This window comes from Janthinobacterium sp. 67 (assembly GCF_002797895.1).
In the GTDB taxonomy this organism is placed as follows: domain Bacteria; phylum Pseudomonadota; class Gammaproteobacteria; order Burkholderiales; family Burkholderiaceae_D; genus Janthinobacterium.
In genome coordinates this window covers 2,640,195-2,663,513 of the sequence record NZ_PGES01000001.1, presented here as the reverse complement: position 1 = coordinate 2,663,513, position 23,319 = coordinate 2,640,195, and the positions used below count along the sequence as shown (strand labels likewise).

19 protein-coding genes are annotated in these 23,319 nt (G+C 62.6%); 12 read left to right on the top strand and 7 right to left on the bottom strand.

Annotation, left to right across the window (positions count from 1 at the left end; genetic code table 11):
- Nucleotides 1–2 precede the first annotated feature (2 nt).
- Nucleotides 3–1,268: a putative Na+/H+ antiporter gene (locus tag CLU90_RS11925; protein ID WP_092710845.1), complete on the bottom strand. Its 1,266-nt coding sequence runs from the start codon at nt 1,266–1,268 to the stop codon at nt 3–5.
- A 206-nt stretch (nt 1,269–1,474) separates the two neighbouring features.
- Here CLU90_RS11925 and imuA point away from each other — a divergent pair, with 206 nt between their 5' ends.
- The 4 genes from imuA (at nt 1,475) to CLU90_RS11905 (ending at nt 5,216) form a co-directional block, all read left to right on the top strand.
- Nucleotides 1,475–2,185, top strand: a complete 711-nt coding sequence (gene imuA, locus CLU90_RS11920) for a translesion DNA synthesis-associated protein ImuA (RefSeq protein WP_092711324.1) — start codon at nt 1,475–1,477, stop codon at nt 2,183–2,185.
- Entirely contained in the window at nt 2,115–3,602 is a 1,488-nt protein-coding gene (locus CLU90_RS11915; RefSeq protein ID WP_100428016.1) for a Y-family DNA polymerase, read from the top strand. Before imuA ends, CLU90_RS11915 begins: the two co-directional genes overlap by 71 nt.
- 80 nt (nt 3,603–3,682) lie before the next feature.
- On the top strand, nt 3,683–4,387 hold the full coding sequence (locus CLU90_RS11910) for a glutathione S-transferase N-terminal domain-containing protein (protein ID WP_100428015.1): 705 nt from the start codon (nt 3,683–3,685) through the stop codon (nt 4,385–4,387).
- Between the two features lie 70 nt (nt 4,388–4,457).
- Nucleotides 4,458–5,216, top strand: a complete 759-nt coding sequence (locus CLU90_RS11905; RefSeq protein ID WP_100428014.1) for an alpha/beta hydrolase family protein — start codon at nt 4,458–4,460, stop codon at nt 5,214–5,216.
- Nucleotides 5,217–5,291: 75 nt separating this feature from the next.
- On the opposite strand, the gene CLU90_RS11900 is transcribed toward CLU90_RS11905, so the two are convergent.
- Both CLU90_RS11900 and CLU90_RS11895 read right to left on the bottom strand, forming a co-directional pair.
- Nucleotides 5,292–6,308: a BRCT domain-containing protein gene (locus CLU90_RS11900; protein WP_100428013.1), complete on the bottom strand. Its 1,017-nt coding sequence runs from the start codon at nt 6,306–6,308 to the stop codon at nt 5,292–5,294.
- Nucleotides 6,309–6,488: 180 nt separating this feature from the next.
- Nucleotides 6,489–6,839 (bottom strand): hypothetical protein, encoded by a 351-nt coding sequence (locus CLU90_RS11895; protein ID WP_034783462.1) that lies wholly within the window; start codon nt 6,837–6,839, stop codon nt 6,489–6,491.
- A gap of 222 nt (nt 6,840–7,061) precedes the next feature.
- Here CLU90_RS11895 and CLU90_RS11890 point away from each other — a divergent pair, with 222 nt between their 5' ends.
- From CLU90_RS11890 to coaD, 5 genes are all read left to right on the top strand, one after another.
- Complete coding sequence (locus CLU90_RS11890) at nt 7,062–7,523, top strand: Hsp20 family protein (RefSeq protein ID WP_092710832.1); 462 nt, start codon at nt 7,062–7,064, stop codon at nt 7,521–7,523.
- 284 nt (nt 7,524–7,807) lie between these two features.
- Entirely contained in the window at nt 7,808–9,322 is a 1,515-nt protein-coding gene (locus CLU90_RS11885; RefSeq protein ID WP_100429438.1) for a Do family serine endopeptidase, read from the top strand.
- A 31-nt stretch (nt 9,323–9,353) separates the two neighbouring features.
- Nucleotides 9,354–10,013 carry a response regulator gene (locus CLU90_RS11880; RefSeq protein ID WP_034750756.1) on the top strand — a complete coding sequence of 220 codons (660 nt, stop codon included), beginning with the start codon at nt 9,354–9,356 and terminating at the stop codon, nt 10,011–10,013.
- Between the two features lie 2 nt (nt 10,014–10,015).
- Entirely contained in the window at nt 10,016–11,350 is a 1,335-nt protein-coding gene (locus CLU90_RS11875) for an ATP-binding protein (RefSeq protein WP_034750754.1), read from the top strand.
- Between the two features lie 94 nt (nt 11,351–11,444).
- Complete coding sequence (gene coaD, locus CLU90_RS11870) at nt 11,445–12,593, top strand: pantetheine-phosphate adenylyltransferase (protein ID WP_100428012.1); 1,149 nt, start codon at nt 11,445–11,447, stop codon at nt 12,591–12,593.
- 2 nt (nt 12,594–12,595) lie between these two features.
- Here the strand turns inward: coaD and CLU90_RS11865 are convergent, their stop codons facing one another.
- Both CLU90_RS11865 and CLU90_RS11860 read right to left on the bottom strand, forming a co-directional pair.
- Nucleotides 12,596–13,195, bottom strand: coding sequence for a 2-hydroxychromene-2-carboxylate isomerase (locus CLU90_RS11865; protein ID WP_100428011.1), 600 nt, complete (start codon nt 13,193–13,195; stop codon nt 12,596–12,598).
- Nucleotides 13,196–13,218: 23 nt separating this feature from the next.
- Complete coding sequence (locus CLU90_RS11860; protein ID WP_100428010.1) at nt 13,219–15,417, bottom strand: OsmC domain/YcaO domain-containing protein; 2,199 nt, start codon at nt 15,415–15,417, stop codon at nt 13,219–13,221.
- Nucleotides 15,418–15,562: 145 nt separating this feature from the next.
- On the opposite strand from CLU90_RS11860, the gene CLU90_RS11855 reads away from it, so the two are divergent.
- Together CLU90_RS11855 and CLU90_RS11850 are read left to right on the top strand one after the other, a co-directional pair.
- Nucleotides 15,563–16,111 (top strand): histidine phosphatase family protein, encoded by a 549-nt coding sequence (locus CLU90_RS11855; protein ID WP_092710820.1) that lies wholly within the window; start codon nt 15,563–15,565, stop codon nt 16,109–16,111.
- 114 nt (nt 16,112–16,225) lie between these two features.
- Nucleotides 16,226–16,615 carry a GNAT family N-acetyltransferase gene (locus CLU90_RS11850; protein ID WP_198511198.1) on the top strand — a complete coding sequence of 130 codons (390 nt, stop codon included), beginning with the start codon at nt 16,226–16,228 and terminating at the stop codon, nt 16,613–16,615.
- A 73-nt stretch (nt 16,616–16,688) separates the two neighbouring features.
- Here CLU90_RS11850 and CLU90_RS11845 read toward each other — a convergent pair whose 3' ends face one another.
- Nucleotides 16,689–19,133: a TonB-dependent receptor plug domain-containing protein gene (locus CLU90_RS11845; protein WP_442906741.1), complete on the bottom strand. Its 2,445-nt coding sequence runs from the start codon at nt 19,131–19,133 to the stop codon at nt 16,689–16,691.
- 123 nt (nt 19,134–19,256) lie between these two features.
- On the bottom strand, nt 19,257–20,042 hold the full coding sequence (locus tag CLU90_RS11840) for a PhzF family phenazine biosynthesis protein (protein ID WP_100428007.1): 786 nt from the start codon (nt 20,040–20,042) through the stop codon (nt 19,257–19,259).
- Nucleotides 20,043–20,139: 97 nt separating this feature from the next.
- Here CLU90_RS11840 and CLU90_RS11835 point away from each other — a divergent pair, with 97 nt between their 5' ends.
- A complete protein-coding gene (locus CLU90_RS11835; protein WP_100428006.1) occupies nt 20,140–23,280 on the top strand; it encodes an error-prone DNA polymerase in 3,141 nt (1,046 codons plus the stop codon).
- The last annotated feature ends 39 nt before the right edge of the window (nt 23,281–23,319 follow it).

Genomic DNA, 23,319 nt, shown 5'->3' with positions numbered 1-23,319 from the left:
ACTTACAGGGCCAGGAAGGCCAGGCCGGCCACGGCCGTCGGCAGCAGGGCGCCGGCCAGCAGGCCGACGGCGCCGATCGATTCATCCTTGAAGCCGCGGCGCAGCAGGGCCACGCCGGCCGGATTCGGCGCATTGGCGATGACGGTCAGGCCGCCACCGGCCACGGCGCCGGCCATCAGCATGTATTTCGCTTCATCCGTCATGCCGACGATCAGCGAACCGAGGTAAGTGAGGGCCGCATTGTCGGTAATGGCCGTCAAGCCCAGGGCGCCGAAGAACAGGGCCAGCGGTTTCAGGCTCGAAACGATGGGCTGCAGCCACCATTGCTGCATGCCACCCAGTACCACCAGGCCGCCGAGGAAGAAGCCGACCAGCAAGCCTTCCTTGAGGATCAGCGGGCTTTGATAGCGTTCGTACGCCTGCACGAAGCCGAGGAAGAACAGGAACAGGCCGATGAACAGCACGGGATGGTGCGCCAGTGTCACCACGCCGGCCAGTACGATCATGTGCACGAGGCTGACGGCCAGCGGCACTTTTGGCGCTTCCACCTCGCCGGCCTTCGGCTTGATGTCGGAAGTGTTGCTGTGCAGATATTTGCGCAGCAATATGCTCACGCCCGTGGCGTTGATCAGCACGGCGATGGCGGCTTTCCAGCCGAAGTGGCTGGCCATGTAGGCGCTGTCCCAGTTCCACGTGGTGGCCACCATCAGCACGGGCGGCGCCGCGTACGAGGTGAGGGTGCCGCCGATGGAAACGTTGACGAACAGCACGCCCAGCGCGCCATATTTCAGCCATTCGGGGATGCCCGGGCGGAAGATTTGCGGCGCCAGCATCAGCGCTGCCAGGGTCATGGCGGCCGGTTCCGTGATCAATGAACCCGTCAGGGGCACGAGCGCCAGTCCCAGCCAGACGAGGGCCAGTTCCGTGCGCAGCGGCATGACGCGCGCCACGCCTTTCAACAGGCGCTGCACGGCGTCGAGCACAGGGCGTGAGGCGGCCACGACCATGACGACAAAGACGAACAGCGGTTCCGTGTAATGGCGCGACTCGGCATACTCGATGGCCGCATCGCTGCCCGAGACAAAGGCCATGATGATGATCAGGATGAAGGCCCAGAAGCCGAACACGACTTCCACTTCGCCCAGCAAGTGCAGCAAGCCCGCATGGCGGGGATGGCGCCGCGACAAGGTTTCAAACGACTTGGCGGCAAAAGTGTGGATGAGCGCGAGGCCGAAGACGATGGCGCTGATGATTTGGATGGTGGTCAAATGCGTTTCCTTATGGACGGAGGAAGCCGCCCGGTGCATTGCCGAGCGGTAAGGAGAGTGCTTATGGTACAGCAATCGATACCAAAAACGGGGTTTTTCGGACATGGCGGAGCGGCCCCGGCGCCAGCGGCAGTGAGATAAACCTTGCCAAAAGCGGGCCTGGATAGTACTGTATATGCATACAGTATTGATCTATCTAGCCAATGATGCAACATTCTCAATTGATGGCCTCGCCGGAAGCCTTGCACCCGTCTTTATGGCGTGCATCGCAGCTGGGGCAGGGCGCCACGCGCTGCCTGGACACGGGTTTTGCCGCCCTGTCCGCGCAGTTGCCCGGTGGCGGCTGGCCCAGCGGCAGCCTGATCGACCTGCTGGTGCAGCAGCCGGGCAGCGGCGAATTGCGGCTGCTGGCGCCCGCGCTGGCGCAACTGCAGGGCTTGCCCATCGTGCTGCTGCAGCCGCCCCATCCGCCGCAAGCGCTGGCCCTGGCCGCGCAGGGGCTGGCGCCGTCGCAGCTGCTGTGGCTCAAAAGCGCCGGCAGCAAGGATGCCTTGTGGGCGGCGGAAAACATCTTGCGCAGCGGTACGTGCGGTGCCTTGCTGTTCTGGCAGCAGCACGTGCGCGCCGACAGCCTGCGCCGTCTGCACCTGGCCGCGCAAAGCGGCAACACCCTGTTCTGCATGCTGCGCCCCCTGCACGGCGCGCAGGATGCGTCGCCGGCGCCGCTGCGCCTGTCCGTGCGCCCGGCCGCCGGCGGTATCGACATCGGTTTCATCAAGCGCCGGGGACCGCAGCGCGACGCGCCCCTGTTCCTGCCCCTGCAACCACCTTCTTTATTGCTGCGTCATGCGACTCTGGATCGGCCTGTGCCTGCCCCGGCTCCCGCTCGAAGTATTTTGCCCGCGCTGGTCGGCTGACCACCTGGGCGTGGTACTGGAGCAGGAGCAAGTGATGGCCGTGTCGCCGCTGGCGCTGGCGGCCGGCATCCGGCCGGGCATGCGCCGCGCGGGCGCGCTGATGCTGGCGCCGCAGGCGCGCCTGCACGAGCGCTCTCCTGAACTGGAAGCGCAAGCCCTGCAAGCGGTGGCGCTGGCGCTGCTGCAATATTCGCCGCTGGTGGCCCAAGGCGAGGAAGCGACCCTGCTGGTCGATGCGGGCGCCAGCCTGCGCCTGTTCGGCGGCGTGCGCGCCCTGTGCCGGCACATCGCGGCCAGCCTGCGCGCACTCGGCTACACGGCCCAGCTGTCGTGCGCGCCCACGGCGCGCGGCGCCTGGCTGCTGGCGCGCGCTGGTACGCGCCAGGGCCGCGTGCTGGGCATGGCCAGTCTCGTGCGCCGCCTCGACCGCTTGCCGTGCGCCTTGCTGCCGCCCGCGCGCCCCTGGCTCGACTGGTTCGAGGGCATCGGCTGCCGCACCCTGGGGCAGCTGCGCCACTTGCCCCGGCCCGGCTTGCAGCGCCGTTGCGGCGGGGCTTTGCTCGACATGCTCGACGATGCGCATGGCCACAGCACGGAACTGTTCGTGTGGCTGGAAGCGCCGCCCACGTTTCGCGCCAGCCTGGAATTGTTCGACCGCGTGGAGCACGCCGACGCGCTGCTGTTCGGCGCGCGCCGCCTGCTGCAGCAAATGACGGGCTGGCTGTGCGCGCGGCAATTTGCCGTCGAGCGCATCCAGCTGTTGCTGGCGCACGAGCGGGGCAGGGTGGCGCGCCCTCCCACCATCATCGACCTGGCGCTGGGCGAGGCCGTGTGGCGCGACGAGCATCTGGTGCGCCTGCTCAAGGAGCGCCTGGCCCAGCTGGCGCTGGACGCCCCCGTGATCGGCCTGACCCTGGAAGCGCTGCAGGTGCAGCCGATGGCGCCGCCCAGCGACAGCCTGTTCCCCGAGCCGGGCGGCACGCCGCAGGAGCGCCAGCGCTTGCTGGAATTGCTGGTGGCGCGCCTGGGGAGCGACAATGTCTTGCAGGCAGCACCACGCGCCGATTACCGTCCCGAAGCGGCCAACCAGTGGCTGCCGCTGCCGACCAAGCCTGGCGCCAGGAACGCCCAGCCGGACTTGCCGCCCGGCTTGGCCGGCATGCCCCGTCCCGGCTGGCTGCTGGCCCAGCCCATCGCCCTGCTGATGCGCGAGCACCGGCCGTTTTATGGCTCGCCCTTGAAAATGGTGTCCGTTGCCGAACGCATAGAGGCGGGCTGGTGGGGCCAGTCGCAAGCGCGCGATTATTTCATCGCCGAAGGCCGCGACCATGCTCATTACTGGGTCTACCGCGAGCGCATCGCCGGCAGCGGAGAAGACGCCGCGCCGCGCTGGTTTTTGCATGGTTTGTTTGGCTGAATGCGCTGTCCTGCTGAAACTGCCGTGCTTGGCTATACTGGCTTCCCGGCGCCGCATCTTAATTGAAACGAAGGATATCCATGACACAGCTTTCCGACTTCCCCATCACCCAAAAATGGCCTGCCCTGCATCCCGAACGCTTGCAGCTGTATTCGCTGCCGACGCCGAACGGCATCAAGGTTTCGATTTTGCTGGAAGAGCTGGGCCTGGCGTACGAGCCGCACCTGGTCAGCTTCGAGCAGAACGACCAGACATCGCCCGAGTTCCTGTCCCTCAATCCCAACAACAAGATTCCCGCCATCCTCGACCCGAACGGTCCCGACGGCAAGCCGCTGGCCCTGTTCGAGTCAGGCGCCATCCTGCTGTACCTGGCCGAAAAGACGGGCAAGTTCATTCCGCAGGACGCGGGCCTGCGCTATGAAACCATCCAGTGGCTGATGTTCCAGATGGGCGGTATCGGCCCCATGTTCGGCCAGGTGGGCTTCTTCCATAAATTTGCCGGCAAGGATTACGAGGACCAGCGTCCGCTGGAACGCTACATCGGCGAGGCCAAGCGCCTGCTGGGCGTGCTCGAGCAGCGCCTGCAGGGCCGCGACTGGATCATGGGTAGCCAGTACACGATTGCCGACATCGCCATCTTCCCGTGGGTGCGCTGCCTGGTGGGTTTCTATGGCGCAGGCGACCTTGTCGGTTTTGAAAATTTCCCGAACGTGCAGCGCGTGCTCGATGCGTTCCTGGCCAGGCCAGCCGTTGCCAAAGGCGTCAATATTCCGAAGAGGGATTAACGCAGGCAGTGGCCGGGCGGCGCTACAATGCGCCATCGGCCGCGCTGCGCGGCAGCTTTGATACGAGACAATGAAATCGACCAGGCAAGATTTTCCCGGCGCGCACGGCCATGTGCTGGCGGCGCGGCTCGATGCGCCCGACGGCGCCATCCGTGCCCACGCGCTGTTCGCCCACTGTTTTACTTGCGGCAAGGACGTGCTGGCCGCGCGGCGCATCGCGCAAGGCTTGACGGAACACGGCATCGCCGTGCTGCGCTTCGACTTCACGGGGCTGGGCGCCAGCGAGGGCGAGTTCGCCGCCACGAATTTCTCGTCGAACGTGGCCGACCTGGTCGCCGCCGCCGACTTTTTGCGGGCCAGGCACGCCGCGCCGCAATTGCTGATCGGCCACAGCCTGGGCGGTGCCGCCGTGCTGGCCGCCGCGTCGCAAGTGCCGGAAGCGACGGCCGTGGTGACCCTGGCCGCACCGGGCACGCCTGCCTACGTGACGCGCATGTTTGGCGACCACCTCGAGAAAATCGCCACCGAGGGCGAAGCGCTGGTGCAGTTGGAAGGGCGGCCCTTCCGCATCCGCCAGCAATTCGTCGATGACGCGGGCAGCCACAGCCTGAAAGAGCACATCGCCGGCCTGCGCCGCGCCCTGCTGGTGATGCACGCGCCGAACGACACGACGGTCAGCTTGTCGAATGCGATGGATATCTTTACGGCGGCCAAGCACCCGAAAAGCTTCGTTTCGCTCGACGACGCCGACCATCTGTTGACGGGGCGCGATGACGCGGCCTACGTCGCCAACGTCATCGCCGCGTGGAGCGCGCGCTATTTAACGTAATCGATGGCTGATGACTGCGAGGTTTAAGGTATGAGGTTGTTTTACCTCCATGCATGATTAATGGTTGGCTGCCTTTTATTCATCTTCAGGCAGGTCCAGCCATACCTGGTACAAGCCATTGTGTATTAGGATGCGGGCACAGCATTCAAATACTGAGTATTCGTTTAGGTCGCCAGTGACGAGTGCGGCGAGAAAATCGCGGGCAATGTACTTGGACAGGTAACCAGTGATACTGCCGGACATTTCTACCGATATCGTACCATCGGGATGCCGGCGCAGAATGGCTGGCAAGCTATTGTTGGCAAACTGTGCACCATAGGTAAGAACGCTTCGGGCTATTTGTTCCTGATGCGTAAATACTCCTGCCACTTCGATGCCGAATTTTCCATCCCCCGTAATGATGGGGACGATGTCATTTGCAATGGTGATTGTATTTATAGTTGCGGGTGCTGTAATAGCCTCTGAGACAATTGCAGCAGATTCTACGTAGTGCAAGTGGCTATACCAATGCTCTTCGCTCAGAATGGCGAGTTCGCAACCTGACTCCTGATATGCAATCGCTTTTTCTATTTTTCTGCCATGTGTCGAATGTAGCCAGTTCTCATTGCCGGTGACACCAACCACCAGATAATTGAGTTTCTTGGTGATCCCACTCAGGCAGATGCCGCCACGTTGCTCGATTTGTGCTTGACACCACGAGCGTGTGCCAGACTGAAATGTTCCTGTAAAACAGAAATATTTCCCTTTGAATGTGACGGGAGAATTGTTGTTTACCGGCAAACGTGTACTAGGTTGCGCCGAGGGATCATGTGTGTCTGGAATAACTGCGCTACCGACCGTATTTCTCAATAGGCTGAGTATTTCTGTAGCATCGTTTGATTGCATGGCACCTCCAGCAAGCGCAGCAGCCAGACGTGGATACAAGGCTTTGGCTGGCCATAGCAATGCCACTTTACGATTGGCTTCCATCCAAGCTAACAGAAACTTCACTTCGTCTTGCGTGACCACGTTATCAGCAAGTACGCCTTTTATTATGCCGATGAGCTCGTCAACTTGGCGATCGGCGACGGCTTGATGGCGAAATGCTGTCACGGATTGTGTATTTTCTGAGGAAATAGCCAGGCTCCTTCATGAATTTGAATAATTGAAAGAATGCCTGGTGATTCTACTGTACCAGTATTGTCTTCCTAGATATTTAATTACTGTTTTAGCTAAAAAAAAATGCCGCCTCTGCAAATGCAGACGCGGCGTTTTGGCTGAAAAGGTGAAGGATCAGTCCTCGTCAAACTCTGCTGATAAGTCTTTCCAGCCCTTGCTCACGGCAAAGGCCGAGAATTCCTCGGGCGCTTCCAGAACGATCAGTTTCTTGTCTTGCAAGCCCAGGTCGCCATGGCCGAAGTCGGGGCCCACGTAGCCGAGGCTGCGCAGGCGGGCCAGGATGTGGCCGACCAGGGTCTTGTCCTTGTAGGCGCCCGCTTCGAGCGGGGCGGCGAAATCGACGTAGACGTCGATGATGCCGTAGCCTTCGTCGAAGATGCGGATGGCCTTGATGTCGTGGGCACGGCCGGAGCCGTCGGTGGCCTTGAAGGGGCCGCTGAGCTGGATGTCGGTGTCATTGTTCATGCCGCCAGCATACACCAAAAGCCGGCCGCGCATAGGGGCGGTCATGCAAAACCCCCCTGGGCTGGCCATGTAAAAATTTCTTACAAATTGAGCGGTCTCTGGGGCGTTTTTCGCCAATTTCAAGGCCTTGAAAGGGGCTGGAGAGGCCGTATATCGGTAACAAGCGGATGCTCACGGTGAGGTCCGCCTCTCTTATCGCTTCATTTGAAAAGGATATTTATCATGCGTACTTTTGACCTTGCTCCCCTCTACCGTTCCGCCATTGGCTTCGACCGCCTGGCACAGCTGCTCAACGAACAACGCGCCGATGCGCAACCGAGCTATCCGCCGTACAACATCGAACTGGTGTCGGAAGACAAGTACCGCATCGTGATGGCACTGGCCGGCTTCTCGCGTGAAGAGATCGACATCATCACCGAACGCGACTCCCTGCACGTCACGGGCCGCAAGCAGAAAGATGGCGTCGAACGCACGTTCTTGCACCGCGGCATCGCTGCCCGCGATTTCGAACAGCGTTTCCAGCTGGCCAACCACGTGAAGGTCACGGGCGCCACGTTTGAAAACGGCATGCTGACCATCGACCTGGTGCGTGAAGTGCCGGAAGCGCTGAAACCGCGCAAGATCGAGATCGGCACCAGCACTGGCGCCACCGTCAGCACCCTGGAACAGCGTCAGGCAGCTTGATCTGAGGTGAGCTGACCCCGGCGTCCCTCCGGGCGCCTTGGCGGCCGGGAGGGTTTTCTCCCTCCCCATGCAGTAAAATACTGGCCGGTTGATCCGGCCAGTGTCACGTCTGGAGCCCGTTCGGGCCCTTCATTGAGCGCCATGCAAGGTGCGTGCGGCAGGCCAGATTAAGCCATGCTTAAAGGCGCAAATGCCTGTTTCCAAATGGAAAAATGTTAAGCACCGCCTAAGACTCGTGGCCCACTATTGCATACATCAAAATCTCATTGAATGAGGAGCAATTCATGGAACAGCAAACGAATACCGCATCCCTGAAAATCAAACGCACCGTAGCCGCGCTGGCCGCGATCGGTGTGCTGGGTGCCGGTGGCGCCATGGTGGTGCATCAGAACAATGCCGGCGCGAACGCCGCCGCTGGCTCGCCCGCCGCCCCTGTGGCCGCCGCCGTGGCGCCCGCCGCCAGCGCGCCGCTGGTGGCCTTGCCCGACTTTAGCCAGATCGCCGCGCGCAACAGCCCTGCCGTCGTCAATATCAGCGTCACGGGCAGCACCAAGGTGGCCTACGACCCATCGGCCCAGGCCGGCAATGACGACTTCGGCAACGACCCCTTCTTCGAATTCTTCCGCCGCTTCCAGGGGCCGCAAGGCGGGCAGCGCGGTGGCCGCGACGTGCCCACGCACGGCCTCGGTTCCGGCTTCATCGTCAGCCCGGACGGCGTCATCATGACGAACGCCCACGTGGTGCGCGATGCGCGCGAAGTGACCGTCAAGCTCAACGACCGCCGCGAATTCCGCGCCAAGGTGCTGGGCACGGATCCGAAGACCGATATCGCCGTGCTGAAAATCGACGCCAACAACCTGCCCGTCGTGCCGCTCGGCCATTCGAGCGACCTGAAAGTGGGCGAGTGGGTGCTGGCCATCGGTTCCCCTTATGGCTTCGACAGCACGGTGACGGCCGGCGTGGTCAGCGCCAAGGGCCGTTCCCTGCCGGACGACAGCAACGTGCCCTTCATCCAGACGGACGTGGCGGTGAACCCCGGCAACTCGGGCGGCCCCCTGTTCAATACGCGTGGCGAAGTGGTCGGCATCAATTCGCAGATCTACAGCCAGACGGGCGGCTTCCAGGGCCTGTCGTTCGCCATCCCCATCGACCTGGCCGGCCGCATTAAGGACCAGATCGTTGCCACGGGCAAGGCCAGCCACGCCAAGCTGGGCGTGACGGTGCAGGAAGTGAACCAGGGCTTTGCCGATTCGTTCAAGCTGGCCACGCCGGAAGGCGCGCTGGTGGCCAACGTGGAGCGGGGCAGCCCGGCCGACAAGGCGGGCCTGAAATCGGGCGACGTGGTGCGCAAGGTGAATGGCCAGCGCATCATCGGCTCGGCCGACTTGCCGGCGCTGGTGGGCACGTCCTTGCCAGGTGACAAGATCACCATGGATGTCTGGCGTGACGGCAAGATCGTGAGCCTGACGGCAACCCTGGGCAATGCGGCCGACAAGGTGGCCGAAGTGGCGAAGGGCGACAGCGCCGCCGGCAAGGTAAAGCTGGGTCTGGCCCTGCGTCCGTTACAATCGGATGAAAAACGCGAGGCGGGCATCAGCGCCGGCCTGCTGGTGGAAGACGCGGGCGGCGCTGCCGCGAATGCCGGAGTGCAGCCGGGCGACGTGCTATTGTCGGTCAATGGCCGCCCCGTCAACACGGTCGAGCAGGTGCGCGACGTGGTGGAAAAATCCGCCAAGTCGGTCGCCTTGCTGATACAGCGCGGACCCGACAAGATTTTTATTCCGGTGCGTTTAGGCTGAAAACAAGAGTAACGAGATAGAAAGGCAAGCCATGCGCTTATTGCTGGTAGAAGACGATACGATGATCGGCGAGGTGGTGCTCGATTTGCTGCGCGCCGAGCATTACGCGGTGGACTGGGTCAAGGATGGCGACATGGCCGATACGGCCCTGCAGACGCAGACCTATGATTTGGTGCTGCTGGACCTGGGCTTGCCGCGCAAGGATGGCCTCGACGTGCTGCGCTCGATGCGCTTGCGCAAGCTCGACACGCCCGTGCTGGTGGCCACGGCGCGCGACGCCATCGAGCAGCGCATCGCCGGCCTCGACGCGGGCGCCGACGATTACGTCTTGAAACCGTATGATCTGGACGAACTGCTGGCGCGCATCCGCGCCCTGCTGCGGCGCGCCTCGGGGCGGCCGGAACCGGTCTTCGAACACCAGGGCGTCTCCATCAATCCGCTGACACGCGAGGTGATCGCCGAAGGCCATCCCGTCAACCTGTCGGCGCGCGAATGGGCCGTGCTGGAAGCATTGATCGCGCGTCCCGGCATCGTGCTGTCGCGCGCGCAGCTGGAAGAAAAACTGTACAGCTGGAAGGATGAAGTCAACAGCAATGCCGTGGAAGTGTATATCCATGGCTTGCGCAAGAAACTGGGCAGCGACTTGATCCAGAACGTGCGCGGTCTCGGCTACATGGTGCCCAAGGCATGAGGATGAAGGTCACGGTGACGCACTCGCTGCGCGGCCGCCTGCTGTGGTTTTTGCTGGCGGCCATCATCATGGCGGCCCTGGCGCAGGCATCGATCGCCTACCGCAGCGCCCTGTATGACGCCGACCAGATATTCGACTATCACATGCAGCAGATGGCCCTGTCGCTGCGCTCCGGCGCGCCGCTGGCCAACCATGCGCAAGCCTTGCCGGCCGACCCCGTCAACAACGACATGGTGGTGCAGGTGTGGACGCCGGACGGCGTGCAGGTGTTCCGTTCGATCACGCGCGCGGAACTGCCGCAGCGCGCCGTGCTGGGCTTTTCCAACGTGAAGGCCAACGGCACCACTTACCGCATCTTCTCCGTGCAAACCAGTTCCCAGACCGTGCAGATCGCCCAGGACATGGCCGTGCGCAAGCGCATGGCCGGCAGCCTGGCGCTGCGCACGGTCGGTCCCATCGCGCTGATGGCGCCGATATTGATGCTCGTCGTGTGGTGGGTCGTCAGCGGTTCGCTGGCGCCCGTTTCGCGCGTGCGCAAACAGGTGGCGGCGCGCCAGGCGGACGATTTGTCGCCCGTTTCGGAAGCGGGCTTGCCCGACGAGGTGCGTCCCCTCGTGCATGAGCTGAACCTGCTGTTCGGCCGCGTGAAAACGGCATTCGACGCGCAGCAGCATTTCGTCGCCGATGCCGCGCATGAATTGCGTACGCCGCTGGCGGCATTGAAGCTGCAGGTATTGAGCCTGGAGCGGGCCGAATCGCAGGAAAAGCGCAGCCTGGCCATTTCGCGCGTGAGCGCCGGCATCGAGCGGGCCACGCGCCTGGTCGAGCAGTTGCTGGTGCTGGCGCGCCAGGAAGCGAGCGCCGCCAGCGGCGACCAGTTGCAGGCGGTGGACTTGAACGACGTCGTCAAGCGCGCGCTGGGCGACATGGCCGGCATCGCGCAGGCGCGCAAGATCGACCTGGGCCTGCATCACATGGACGCGGCCAAGGTGGCGGGGCAGGCCGACGCGCTCAACATCATGCTGCGCAACCTGGTCGACAACGCCATCAAATACACGCCGCAGGGCGGCACGGTCGACATCGACCTGCGCGCCAGCCCCGTCGGCGTGACCTTGTCGGTGGAGGACAGCGGCCCCGGCATCCCGCCCGAGGAACGCGAACGTGTCTTCAGCCGCTTCTACCGCGTGCCCGGCACGGACGCCAACGGCAGCGGCCTGGGCCTGGCCATCATCAAGGCCATCGCCGAGCGCCACGGCGCGCGCCTGGTGCTGGACAAATCCGAGCGCCTGGGCGGCCTGTGCGTGCGCGTGGAATTCCCGCAAGCCGTGAAAAAATAGCGTTTTGATCATGATCTTTGGCATGTTGCATTGACGCGCGCGCCGCTGGCATATATTGTCTGCGCAATAAGCAATCAAGCAAACGGAGCGCAGCATGCAGAAGATCGGCTTTTCAGGAACCCTCGACCCCATCACCAACGGCCATATGTGGGTGATCGGCGAAGCGCGTTCGCTCGCCGACGAGGTGATCGTCTTCCTGTCGCAAAACCCCGCCAAGCGCCCCCAATTTCCCGCTGAAGACCGCAAGCGCATCATCGAGCAGAGCGCGCGCGAGTGCGGCTGGGACAATGTGCAGGTGGTCATCGTCAAGGGCGACTACACGGCGCGCGCGGCGAAAAAGCATGGCTGCGACTACCTGATACGCGGCATCCGCACGACGGCCGATTTCGACTATGAAAACCTGATCCAGCAAACCAATGTGGATGTGCTGCAGGGCGCCAAGACCATCTTCGTGATGCCGCCGCGCGACCTCGGCTCCGTCAGTTCCAGCTTCGTCAAGGCGCTGGAAGGGCCCGTCGGCTGGAACTGGACCATGAAGAAATTCGTCCCCGGCCCGGCCTACCAGGCGTGGATACTCGACTGTCTGCGCAAGGAGTGGGAAGCGCTGTGGAATTATGCCACCGCGTCGCAGGCCGACATCGCCCTGGCCGACCACTGGTTTGCGCACCTGACGGGGCCGCAGGCGTATGGCGGCGCGGACCGCCACTATCACAACCTCGACCATCTGGTGCACGGCCTGTCCGAAATCCGCGTGTGGGCCGACAATACCTATGCGCCCAAGCGCGACAGCGCGCTGGTCAAGAAGGCGTTCTGGTTCCACGACGCCGTCTACAGCCACGACGAAGACGCCCTGTATTCGAGCGAAGAGGCCAGTGCCCAGCTGTGGCTGGCCAGCGGCCTTGATGCGGGCGACAACCTCGATGTGGCGCAATTGATACGCGCCACGGACCATTTCCAGGGACCCGGCATCAGCCACGCGCTGAAGGACGCCATGCTCAGCGCCGACTTGGCCATCCTGGGGCAGGATGAAGAAGTGTATCAAGCGTATACGCAAGCCATCGGAAGAGAATACGCGCACGTGGACCCCGTGCGCTTCAACGAACAGCGGGGCCTGGCCCTGCAGCACCTGAGCGCCAAGGCGCAGGCGGGCCAGCTGTTTGGCGACGCGTATTTCGCCGACCAGTATAACGAGCGGGCGATAGACAACATGCGCAAAGAGATCGCGGCGCTGGCGGGGAATTGAGCTTAACGGTGGCTGGCTGCTGCATGCAGCAGTGCATCCTCGAGCCGGTCATTGCCCCAGAATAATTCCCCAGCGCTGACGAAGCTGGGGGCGCCGAACAGGTTCAGCGCTTGTGCCTGCTCGGTCTGGTGGCGCAGCCGCAGCTTGTTGTCTTGTGTTAAAGCCAGCGCCAGGACGGCGCGCGCATCGAGACCCAGCTCCTCCAAGGCTTCGCTGACGGCCTCGATGTTGTCGATATCGCGGTCCGCAGCAAAATTCATCGCCATCATGCGGCGCGCGAATGGCGCAATCCAGCCCTGGTCCGCGCCGATCAAGGCGACACGCATGGGCAACAGGGCCGTGCGGGGAAAGGAACTCGGCTGCTGCCATGGCAACGCGTACTTTTCGCATTGGCGCGCCATGTCGCGCCACGTGTAGTCGCCCTTGAGTTTTTGCAAGATGAAGGGCGATGTCTGCCAGCCCAGCGCCTTGAAGACGACGCCCAGCAGGAAGGGTTTCCAGATCACGTGCACCTTCTTTTCACGCGCCAGAGCTTCGATGCGCATGGCGCTCAGGTAGCTGTAGTTGCTGCCGAAATCGAACCAGAATTCCAGTGTGGCCATGGCATCGCTTCCAGGTGGTGATGCTAGCGGGCCGCCGCCTTGGCCCGCGCCGTGTGCAGTTTCTTGAAGCTGTCGATCAGGCGCTGGTGCCTGTCGAGGCCTTCCAGCTGCATGCTGGTCGGGGTCAGGCCGAAGAAGCGCACGCTGCCTTCCACCGAGCCCAGCACCGCGTCCATGCGTTCGTTGCCAAACATCCGGCGGAAATTGACGACGTAGTCGTCCAGTTCCAGCGCGTCGTCGAGCTCCACTTCCAGCACCACGTTCATGGCCTGGTAAAACAGCTTGCGCTCGAGCGTGTTGTCGTTGTACTGCAGGAAGGTTTCCACCAGTTCCTTCGCCTCCTCGAACTGCTGCAGGGCGAGATGGATCAGCAGCTTCAATTCCAAGGTCGTCAACTGGCCCCAGACCGTGTTTTCGTCAAATTCGATGCCGATCAGGGTGGCAATGTCGCCGTACTCGTCGAGCTCGCTGTTTTCCAGGCGATCGAGCAAGTCTTCCAGGCCGGCATCGTCCAGCTTATGCAGGTTCAGGATATCGGCGCGGAACAGCAGCGCCTTGTTGGTGTTGTCCCAGATCAGATCTTCGACTGGATACACCTCGGAATAACCGGGCACGAGGATGCGGCAGGCCGTGGCGCCCAGCTGGTCGTACACGGCCGTGTACACTTCCTTGCCCATGCCGGCGAGGATGCCGAACAGGGTCGCCGCTTCCTCGGCATTCGAGTTTTCGCCGTGGCCGGAAAAATCCCACTCGACAAAATCGTAGTCGGCTTTCGCGCTGAAGAAGCGCCACGAGACGATGCCGCTCGAATCGATGAAGTGTTCGACGAAGTTGTTCGGTTCGGTGACGGCTTCGCTGGCAAACGTCGGCTGCGGCAAGTCGTTGAGGCCTTCAAAGCTGCGGCCCTGCAGCAATTCCGTCAGGCTGCGCTCGAGCGCCACTTCCAGGCTCGGGTGCGCGCCGAACGAGGCGAACACGCCGCCCGTGCGCGGGTTCATCAGGGTGACGCACATCACCGGGTACACGCCGCCCAGCGACGCATCCTTGACCAGCACGGGGAAGCCTTGCTCTTCCAGGCCGGCGATGCCGGCCACGATGCCCGGGTATTTCGCCAGCACTGCCTGCGGCACGTCGGGCAGGGCGATTTCGCCTTCGAGGATTTCGCGCTTGACGGCCCGCTCAAAAATTTCCGACAGACATTGCACCTGCGCTTCGACCAGGGTATTGCCGGCGCTCATGCCATTGCTGACGTACAGGTTTTCGATCAGGTTCGACGGGAAATACACGATCTCGCCATCGGAGTGGCGCACGTACGGCAGCGAGCAGATGCCGCGCTCGGCATTGCCGGAGTTGGTGTCGATCAGGTGCGAGCCGCGCAGCTCGCCATCGGGGTTGTAGATGTCCAGGCAATACTCATCGAGAATTTCCTTCGGCAACGCATCCTTGCGCCCCGGCTTGAACCAGCGCTCGTTCGGGTAGTGGACGAATGGCGCGTTGGCGATGTCCTCGCCCCAGAACGACCCGGCGTAGAAATGGTTGTTGCTGAGGCGCTCGATATACTCGCCCAGGGCCGACGCCAGCGCGCTTTCCTTGGTCGCACCCTTGCCGTTGGTGAAACACATGGGCGAATGCGCATCGCGGATATGCAGCGACCACACGTTCGGAATGATGTTGCGCCACGAGGCGATTTCAATCTTGATGCCCAGGCCCGCCAGCAGGCCCGACATATTGGCGATGGTTTGTTCCAGCGGCAAATCCTTGCCCACGATATAGGTATTCGCGCCAGGGGCCGGATTCAGGGCCAGCAAGGCCTGGGCATCGGCGTCCAGGTTCTCGACTTCTTCGATCACGAACTCGGGGCCCGTCTGCACCACTTTTTTCACCGTGCAACGGTCGATCGAGCGCAGGATGCCCTGGCGGTCCTTGGCCGAGATATCGGCCGGCAACTCGACCTGGATCTTGAAAATCTGCTGGTAACGGTTTTCCGGATCGACAATATTGTTTTGCGACAGGCGGATGTTTTCAGTGGAAATATTGCGTGTATCGCAATACAACTTCACGAAATAGGCCGCGCACAGGGCCGACGATGCCAAAAAGTAATCGAACGGGCCAGGCGCCGAGCCATCGCCCTTGTAGCGGATGGGCTGGTCGGCGATGACCGTAAAATCGTCGAACTTGGCTTCGAGACGCAGCTTGTCGAGAAAGTTGACTTTAATTTCCATGAGGTAATCCAATACAGTGCTTATGAGTTAGGCGCTATTATCCGTGCTTTCCGCCGCAGGGCAAAGATTGTTCATGACGGCCGTGCTGGCCGGGAGCGGCAGGGCAATGAAACGGACTGATAAATGTGCGAGGTGATCTGACGACATGCGAATAACATTGATGCGTCACGGCGAGCCGCAACTCGCCAAGGGTGGCTGGATAGCGCCCATGCAAATGGCACAGTGGATTGATCTCTACAATCAATCGCTGATCAAGGAAGGCGGCATCCCTGCGGAGTGCCCCGTGGCAGCGTTTTCCGCGTCGACCATCGTGGCCAGTACGGCGCCCAGGGCATGCTCGACGGCCAGGGCGCTGGGCGATTTCCCCTTTACGCAAGAGGCGATTTTCACGGAAGCGGAGCTTCCCTTTGCCCTCTGGAAAGCGCCCTGGCTGCCGCCTCCAGCCTGGGCAGCGATTTTTCGCCTGCTCTGGCTTTGCGGTTATGCGCGCGGGTCGGACTCGCTGACGATCACCCGGCAGCGTGCCAGGGCTGCCGCCGGGCGGCTTGTTGCGCTGGCCGCCAAAGGGCCTGTGCTGCTGGTCGGGCATGGCATCATGAATCGTTTGATCGGCAAGGAACTGCAGGCATTGGGCTGGCTTGCCCGCAACAGGCAAGGCAGCCGCTACTGGAGCATGGGTGTGTATGAGCTGTGAGAACTTGTGGGCGTGGATCGATACAATAGATGGTGATGTGATCGAAACGCTGGGACCGTCCCGTTGCGAAGGTCAGCGTCATCCATAAAGAAGGCCGTGCCGATGCAAATTTCCATGAATGATGTGATCGCTGAGCAAGAAGTGATAGCCCTCTACAAGGCCAATCACTGGTCGTCCGCGGAAAAACCCAGGGAGTTGATGGCCGCGCTGCGCAATTCCCACAGCCTGGTGACGGCCCGTGCCGATGGCAAATTGATTGGCATCGGCAATGCCATTTCCGATGGCCATCTGGTTGTCTACTTTCCGCATATGCTTGTCGATCCCATGGCGCAAGGCCAGGGCGTCGGCAGAAAGATGATGGCGGCCATGCTGGAAAGATACGCGGGGTTTCACCAGCAAATGCTGACGGCGGACGGCAGGGCCATCGCGTTCTACGAATCCGTGGGTTTCGTGCGCGCCGGGAAAACAGAGCCCATGTGGATCTATGCGGGCGAGGAGCATTGAATGGTGATGCCGACATAAAAACAGCGGCTGCCCATGCTGGCGCAGCCGCTGTTTTTTCAGGCGGACACGGTGATCAGAACTTCACCCACAGCCGTCCGAAATACGAGGCGCCGTTCAGGCCGAACTGCACGCTGTCGTATTTGAAGCCGTTGTCCGTTTCATCCGCGTTTTGCGTGGTCGGCTTGACGTTGAAGATGTTGTTGCCGCCAAAGGTCAGCTTGGTATTTTTGTTGATGCTGTAGGTAAAGCTCAAGTCGGCCGAGGTCTTGGCCGCGTAATGGGCGTTGGGCACGCCGGCGGCCGTGCCGCTGAAGGTACCCAGGGTTTGCGGGCCAAAGTAGATGATGCGCAAGTCCGATTCCAGCTTGCCCGTGACGTAGTCGAAGCCCAGGGTGGCTTTCGAACGGGGGCCGCCCTGTTCGATGAACAGGCGTTCGCGCTCGGACAACAGGACATCCTCGAAGCCCGTCAGCGAGGCGGGCGTCTTGACTTTCGTCACTTCCGTCTTGCTCAAGTTCAAGGCCAGGAAGGTGGTCAGGCGGTTGCCTGCCAGTTCGCCCTTGTGCGACGCCGTCAGGTCCAGGCCGCGCGTGCGCGTGTCGATGGAGTTGACGAAGAATTGCGCCTCGCCCACGCCCAGCAGGGCCAGGCGCGCGGCCAGGTCAGGGTAATTGTCGGCATTGAAGCGGCCCGACAGCACGATGCGGTCCTTGATCTTGATGTTGTACAAGTCGGCCGTCACGGAAATGGCTTGCGTGGGCGTCCAGGTGGTGCCCAAGGTAAAACTGGTGGATTTTTCCTCTTTCAATTTGGGAATACCGGCCGCGTTGGCGACGGTGCCGCCGTTCGGCGCCAGCACCACGTCGGTGGGCACGCCGCCGATGAAGTCGGTAAAGGTGGACGAGAAATATACTTGCTGCAACGATGGCGCGCGGAAACCCGTGCTGGCCGAGCCGCGCAGCAGCACGTTCGGCGCCACTTTATAGCTGGCGGCCAGCTTGCCCGTCACGGTGGAGCCGAAGTCGCTGAATTTTTCATAGCGCAGGGCGGCCTGGGTTTTCAGGCGTTCCGTCCAGTCCAGTTCCACGTCGCCATACGCGGCGATGCTGTGGCGCCGGGCCTTGGTGGCGTCGCCGGGCTGGAAGCCGGGAAAGCCCTGGCTGCCCGCATTGCCGCCCACGCCCACGCCGTCGGCGTCGATGTAGGAAGCCGCTTCACCGGCCATGATCTTGTATTCCTCGCTGCGGTATTCGGCGCCGAAAGCGACGTTCATGCCGCTCATTACCGTGTCGTAGTAGCGGCTGAAGTCGGCGTTGCTGGTCAGCTGCTGGAACGAAAAGCCGCCCGCGTCAAAGTTGCTGGCGCTGATGCCCTTGCCGCCGTTCATCAGATCGCGGTTGGCGATCGAGGCATTCAGGGTATGGCTGATGTCGTAGCGCATCTTGTTGTAGCCATAGGTTTGCGAGAAATCCGCATGCCATTCGCCGATCTGGCTGCGGTGGCCGATGGTGGCGTACTGGTCGTCGATCTTGCCGTTAATGAAAGGCACGAAACCGTCCGGGTACATGGCCGCCGAATTGCGCGACGGAATGTCGTCGCTGCCGATGCCGCCCCGGCCAAACGCGGCGCTCGAGGCGTCGCGCGTCTGCGTGCCGGCCGTGAAGTACAGCTTGCCCGTGCCGCTGGTGGCGTAGTCGCCATTGACGTAAAGGGTTTTGTTCTTGGACTTGGTGTCGCCGATGATGCGCATGCTGTCGGAATCGGCGCGGTTCGAGCGGCCCCGGTCCAGGTATTCGCCCGTGATGGCGAGCGTGCCCTTGTCGCCCAGCGCGATGCCGCAGTAGGCGGAGGTCATGTAATTCTTGCCGTCGCCTGCGGAATACTGGCTGTAGCCGGCCACCGCTTCGCAACCCAGGCTTTTCTTCAGTTCGATGTCGATCACGCCGGCAATGGCGTCCGAGCCGTACTGGGCGGCGGCGCCATCGCGCAGCACTTGCACGTTCTTGATCGCCAACAAGGGAATCGCATTCATGTCCGTGCCTGTATTGCCGCGGTTGCGCGCGCCGAACAGGTTGACGAGCGCCGTCGTGTGGCGCCGCTTGCCATTGACCAGTACGAGGGTCTGGTCGGAGCCGAGGCCGCGCAGGGCGGCCGAATCGATCAGGTCGGCCCCGTCGGCGCCCGTCTGGCGCGTGGAATTGAACGAAGGCGAGATGTATTGCAACGATTGCGCCAGGTCGAATTGGCCGCCTTGCTCGGCTACCTTGGAAATGGGAATGATATCGACCGGCACCATGGTATCGGTGGCGGAACTGGCGACGCGGCGCGAGCCGACCACGCTGACCGTTTGCACGGGCCCTTCCGTGGCCGCAGGATCGTTGCTCTGCGCCATGGCGGCGGGACTGAAGGCGGCCAGGGCGGCGCTGCCGTACAGGCTGATGAGGACTGCTTTACGCAAGGTGGTGAGGGTCGGCACGCAGTATCTCCAAGTGGTATTGTGACTTGATTCTAGTGCCATCATTTCATCATTCACCAGCGATACTTTGTTTTGTTATTACAAATTTGTAGTAACTGTTGTTTCCTGGTTGATTATCTTTTCGCCGCTGCCCGGCTTGCCTTGTACTGGTGCGGCATGCCCCGTTCAGGTGCTGCGCTGCACCATGCCGCCCACCAGGATTTCCGCAGGGCTGTATTGCACTTCGATCAGACACGGCTGCTGCGTCACGTGGCCCTGATGCAGATGCAGCGACTGTTGCCTGTGCGCTGACAGCGCGCCCGCCGCCACGCCCGTGGCGCTGTCTTCCAGTGCCGGGTCGAGGTGGTTGAAATTGCGTCCCTCGTATGTGTTCTCGCCCGTGCGGCAATACGCATAGCAGCCGTTAACCTTGTGCAAGGCGCTCCAGTCGGCGATCAGTTCCAGGTTCGGCCGCAGCGCGCGCAGGATGGTGCTGTCGGCCACTTCCAGCAGCAGCTTCGGGCTGCCGACGGAGGCGACCACGGGCGGCGACAGCAAGTGCATGTGCTGGCCCATCAGTTCCGACGGCACATATTTTTCCACCATGACGGCCGGCGCCGGCTGCTGTGCCAGGCCAATGAATAAATTTTCTGCGCGGCGCAGCAGCCGCAAGGCTTGCCCGCGCATGGCCGTGGTGACCGTCAAGGCTGCCGGGGCGCCAAGCGCCGTCAGCAGCACGTGCGCGGCGGCCAGGGTGGCGTGCAGGCACAGGGGACTGCGCGTGTGCGGGTAAAAATAGTCGAGCACGATGCCGCCGTCCGCTTGCCGGTCGAGGAAGACGCAGGCACTCACATTGCGCTCGCGGGCGAATTGCTGGCGCGCCGTTTCGCTGCCATGGTCATTTTCCACGACCAGCGCCGCATTGCCGCCACCGGGTGCGGCGCCGAAACATTTTAATAAGTGGACGATCATGGCGCGCGATGTGCAAGGTAAAACACGAGCATAAACGATAAGTCCGATTGCAGATGAGTATAATATACTGTGTTTATATACAGTATTGAGGTAGATCATGTGGGGCGCCGTCTTACCCGAGTATGCTGAGCTGTACTGCCTGAGCAATTTCAGCTTCCTGCATGGGGCCTCGCATGCGGAAGAGCTGGTGGCGCGCGCCGTCCAGCTTGGGTACAAGGGGCTGGCCATTACGGATGAGTGCTCGCTGGCGGGCGTCGTGCGGGCGCATGCGACGGCCAAGCGGGCCGGGTTTCCGCTGATTATCGGCGCGCACTTTCATTTGACGCAGGCCGATGGCAGTCCGGCCCTGTCCTTGCTGGCGCTGGTGCAAGACATCGACGGTTATGGCAACTTGTCGGAGCTGATCACGATGGCGCGCACGCGGGCGGCCAAGGGGCGCTATCTGCTGACGCCAGACGATTTCACCGCGCCCTCGGCCGAGTTTGCCCATTTGCGGGGGCTGCCCGGCTGCCTGATGATCTTGCTGCCCAGCTATCCGGCCCAGCCCGAAACGCTGCGCGCGCAAGGCGCGTGGATGGCGGCCACCTTTGGCGGCGAGCGCAGCTGGATTGGCCTGAACCTGCTGCAGCGGGCGCAGGATGACGCGCACCGCGGCGCCGTGCAGGAGGCGGCGCAGGCGCTGGGCTTGTCCGTGGTGGCCATCGGCCACGTGTGCATGCACGTGCGTTCGCGCAAGCCCTTGCTCGACACCTTGTGCGCGATCCGCGTGGGCAAGCCTGTGAGCGAGTGCGGCTATGCGCTGGCGCAAAACGCGGAGCAGCATCTGCGCGCGCGCCTGCGCCTGGCCAATGTGTATCCGCCGCAAGCGCTGGCGGAAACCGTGCGCATCGCCAAGCTGTGCGAATTTTCCCTTGGCAGCCTGTGCTATGACTATCCCGACGAACTGGTGCCGGGCGGCCACACGCCGGCCACCTATCTGCGCGAGGAAACGTATGCGGGCGCCCGTATCCGCTTTCCGCTGGGTATTCCAGCCAACGTGCAGGAGCAGATCGAGCAGGAGTTGGAACTGATCGCCGAGCTGTCGTATGAAGCGTACTTTTTGACCGTGTACGACATCGTGCGCTTTGCCCGCTCGCAAAACATCCTGTGCCAGGGCAGGGGATCGGCCGCCAATTCGGCCGTCTGCTATTGCCTGCACATCACGGAAGTGGATCCGGCGCGCGGCAATTCACTGGTCGGGCGCTTCATGTCGCGCGAGCGCAACGAGCCGCCCGACATCGACGTCGACTTCGAGCACCAGCGGCGCGAAGAGGTGATCCAATATATCTACGGCAAATATGGGCGCGAGCGGGCCGCGCTGGCCGCCGTGGTGATCAGTTACCGGCCGAAAAGCGCCTTGCGCGACAGCGGCCGGGCGCTGGGGATCGACCTGGCCATCGTGGAAAAAGTGGCCAAGGCGCATCGCTGGTTCGACGGCAAGCGCGATCTGCTGGAGCGTCTGGCCGAATGCGGTCTGGACCCGGAAGCGGCATTGTCGCAGCAGTGGGCCGGCCTGGCGCAGCAGTTGTTGGGCTTTCCACGCCATCTGTCGCAGCATCCGGGCGGCTTCGTCATTGCGCACGGGAAGTTGTCGCGCCTGGTGCCGATTGAAAACGCCAGCATGGCCGAACGCAGCGTCATCGAGTGGGACAAGAACGACCTCGAGGAACTGGGCTTGATGAAGGTCGACGTGCTGGCGCTGGGCATGCTGTCGGCCCTGCGCCGCGCCCTGGAACTGGTCGGTGCACGGCGTGGCGAGGAGTTCCGCCTGCAGGATATTCCCCGCGAAGACCCTGCCACCTACGACATGATGTGCGAGGCCGACACCATCGGCGTGTTCCAGATCGAGTCGCGCGCGCAGATGAGCATGCTGCCGCGCCTGCGGCCCCGTGAATTCTACGACCTCGTCATCGAGGTGGCGCTCGTGCGCCCCGGCCCCATCCAGGGCGGCATGGTGCATCCGTATCTGCAGCGCCGCCAGCAGAAAGAACCGGTCGAGTATCCGAAGGGCCTGGAAAAGGCGCTGGGACGCACTCTGGGCATTCCCATTTTCCAGGAGCAAGTGATGCAGGTGGCCATCATCGCGGCCGATTTCACGCCCGGCGAAGCGGACCAGTTGCGGCGCGCCATGGCTGCCTGGAAACGCAAGGGCGGCATGAACAATTACCATGACCGCATCGTCGATGCCATGGTGGACAATGGCTATGAGAAAAAGTTTGCCGAGGCCATCTTCAGCCAGATCGAGGGCTTTGGCGAATACGGCTTTCCCGAGTCGCACGCGGCCAGTTTCGCCCTGCTGACGTATGCCAGTTCCTGGCTGAAATGCCACGAACCTGCCGCCTTTCTGTGCGCCTTGCTTAACAGCCAGCCCATGGGCTTTTACAGTCCCTCGCAACTGGTGCAGGATGCTCGCCGGCATGGCGTGCAAGTGCTGCCCGCAGACGTGGCTGTCAGCGCCTGGGAAGCGGCATTGGAGGAAGGGCAGGACGCCCCGCCCGCCGTGCGCCTGGGCTTGAACAGCCTGTTCGGCATGCGTGCCGAGGCGGCCCGGCGCATCGAGGATGCGCGCGCCATCGCCGCCTTTGTCGACGTGGCCGACCTGGCGCGGCGTGGCGGCCTGGATCGTCATGACTTGCAGGTGCTGGCCGCCGGCAATGCGCTGCACGCGCTGGCCGGCCACCGGCGCGCGGCGCTGTGGCAGGCGGCCGGCGCCGTGCCCGACAAGGATTTGCTGCGCACCACGACGCAAGAGGAAGATTTGCCCGTGCTGGCCGCGCCCACGGAAGGCGAAAGCATCGTCAGCGATTACCGCGCGCAAGGCCTGACCCTGGGCCGCCACCCGCTGGCGCTGCTGCGCAGGCAATTGCTGGAACAGCGTTTCATGCCGGCGTCCACGCTGATGACGTACACGAGCGGGCAAGTGGCGCGCGCCTGCGGCATCGTCACCGTGCGCCAGCGGCCGGGGACGGCCAAGGGCGTCATCTTCATGACACTGGAAGACGAGACGGGCACGGTCAACGTCATCGTCTGGCCCGACCTGGTGGAAAGCCAGCGGCGCGAAGTGCTGAGTGCGCCGCTGCTGGGCGTGTACGGCGTGTGGCAGCGCGAGGGCATCGTGCGCAACCTGGTGGCCAAGCGCCTGGTCGACATGTCGCATCTGCTGGGACGCTTGCGCACCAGCAGCCGTGATTTCTGTTGAGAATTGTCTTGTTTGACCAAGGCATGGCATTATTTAAGA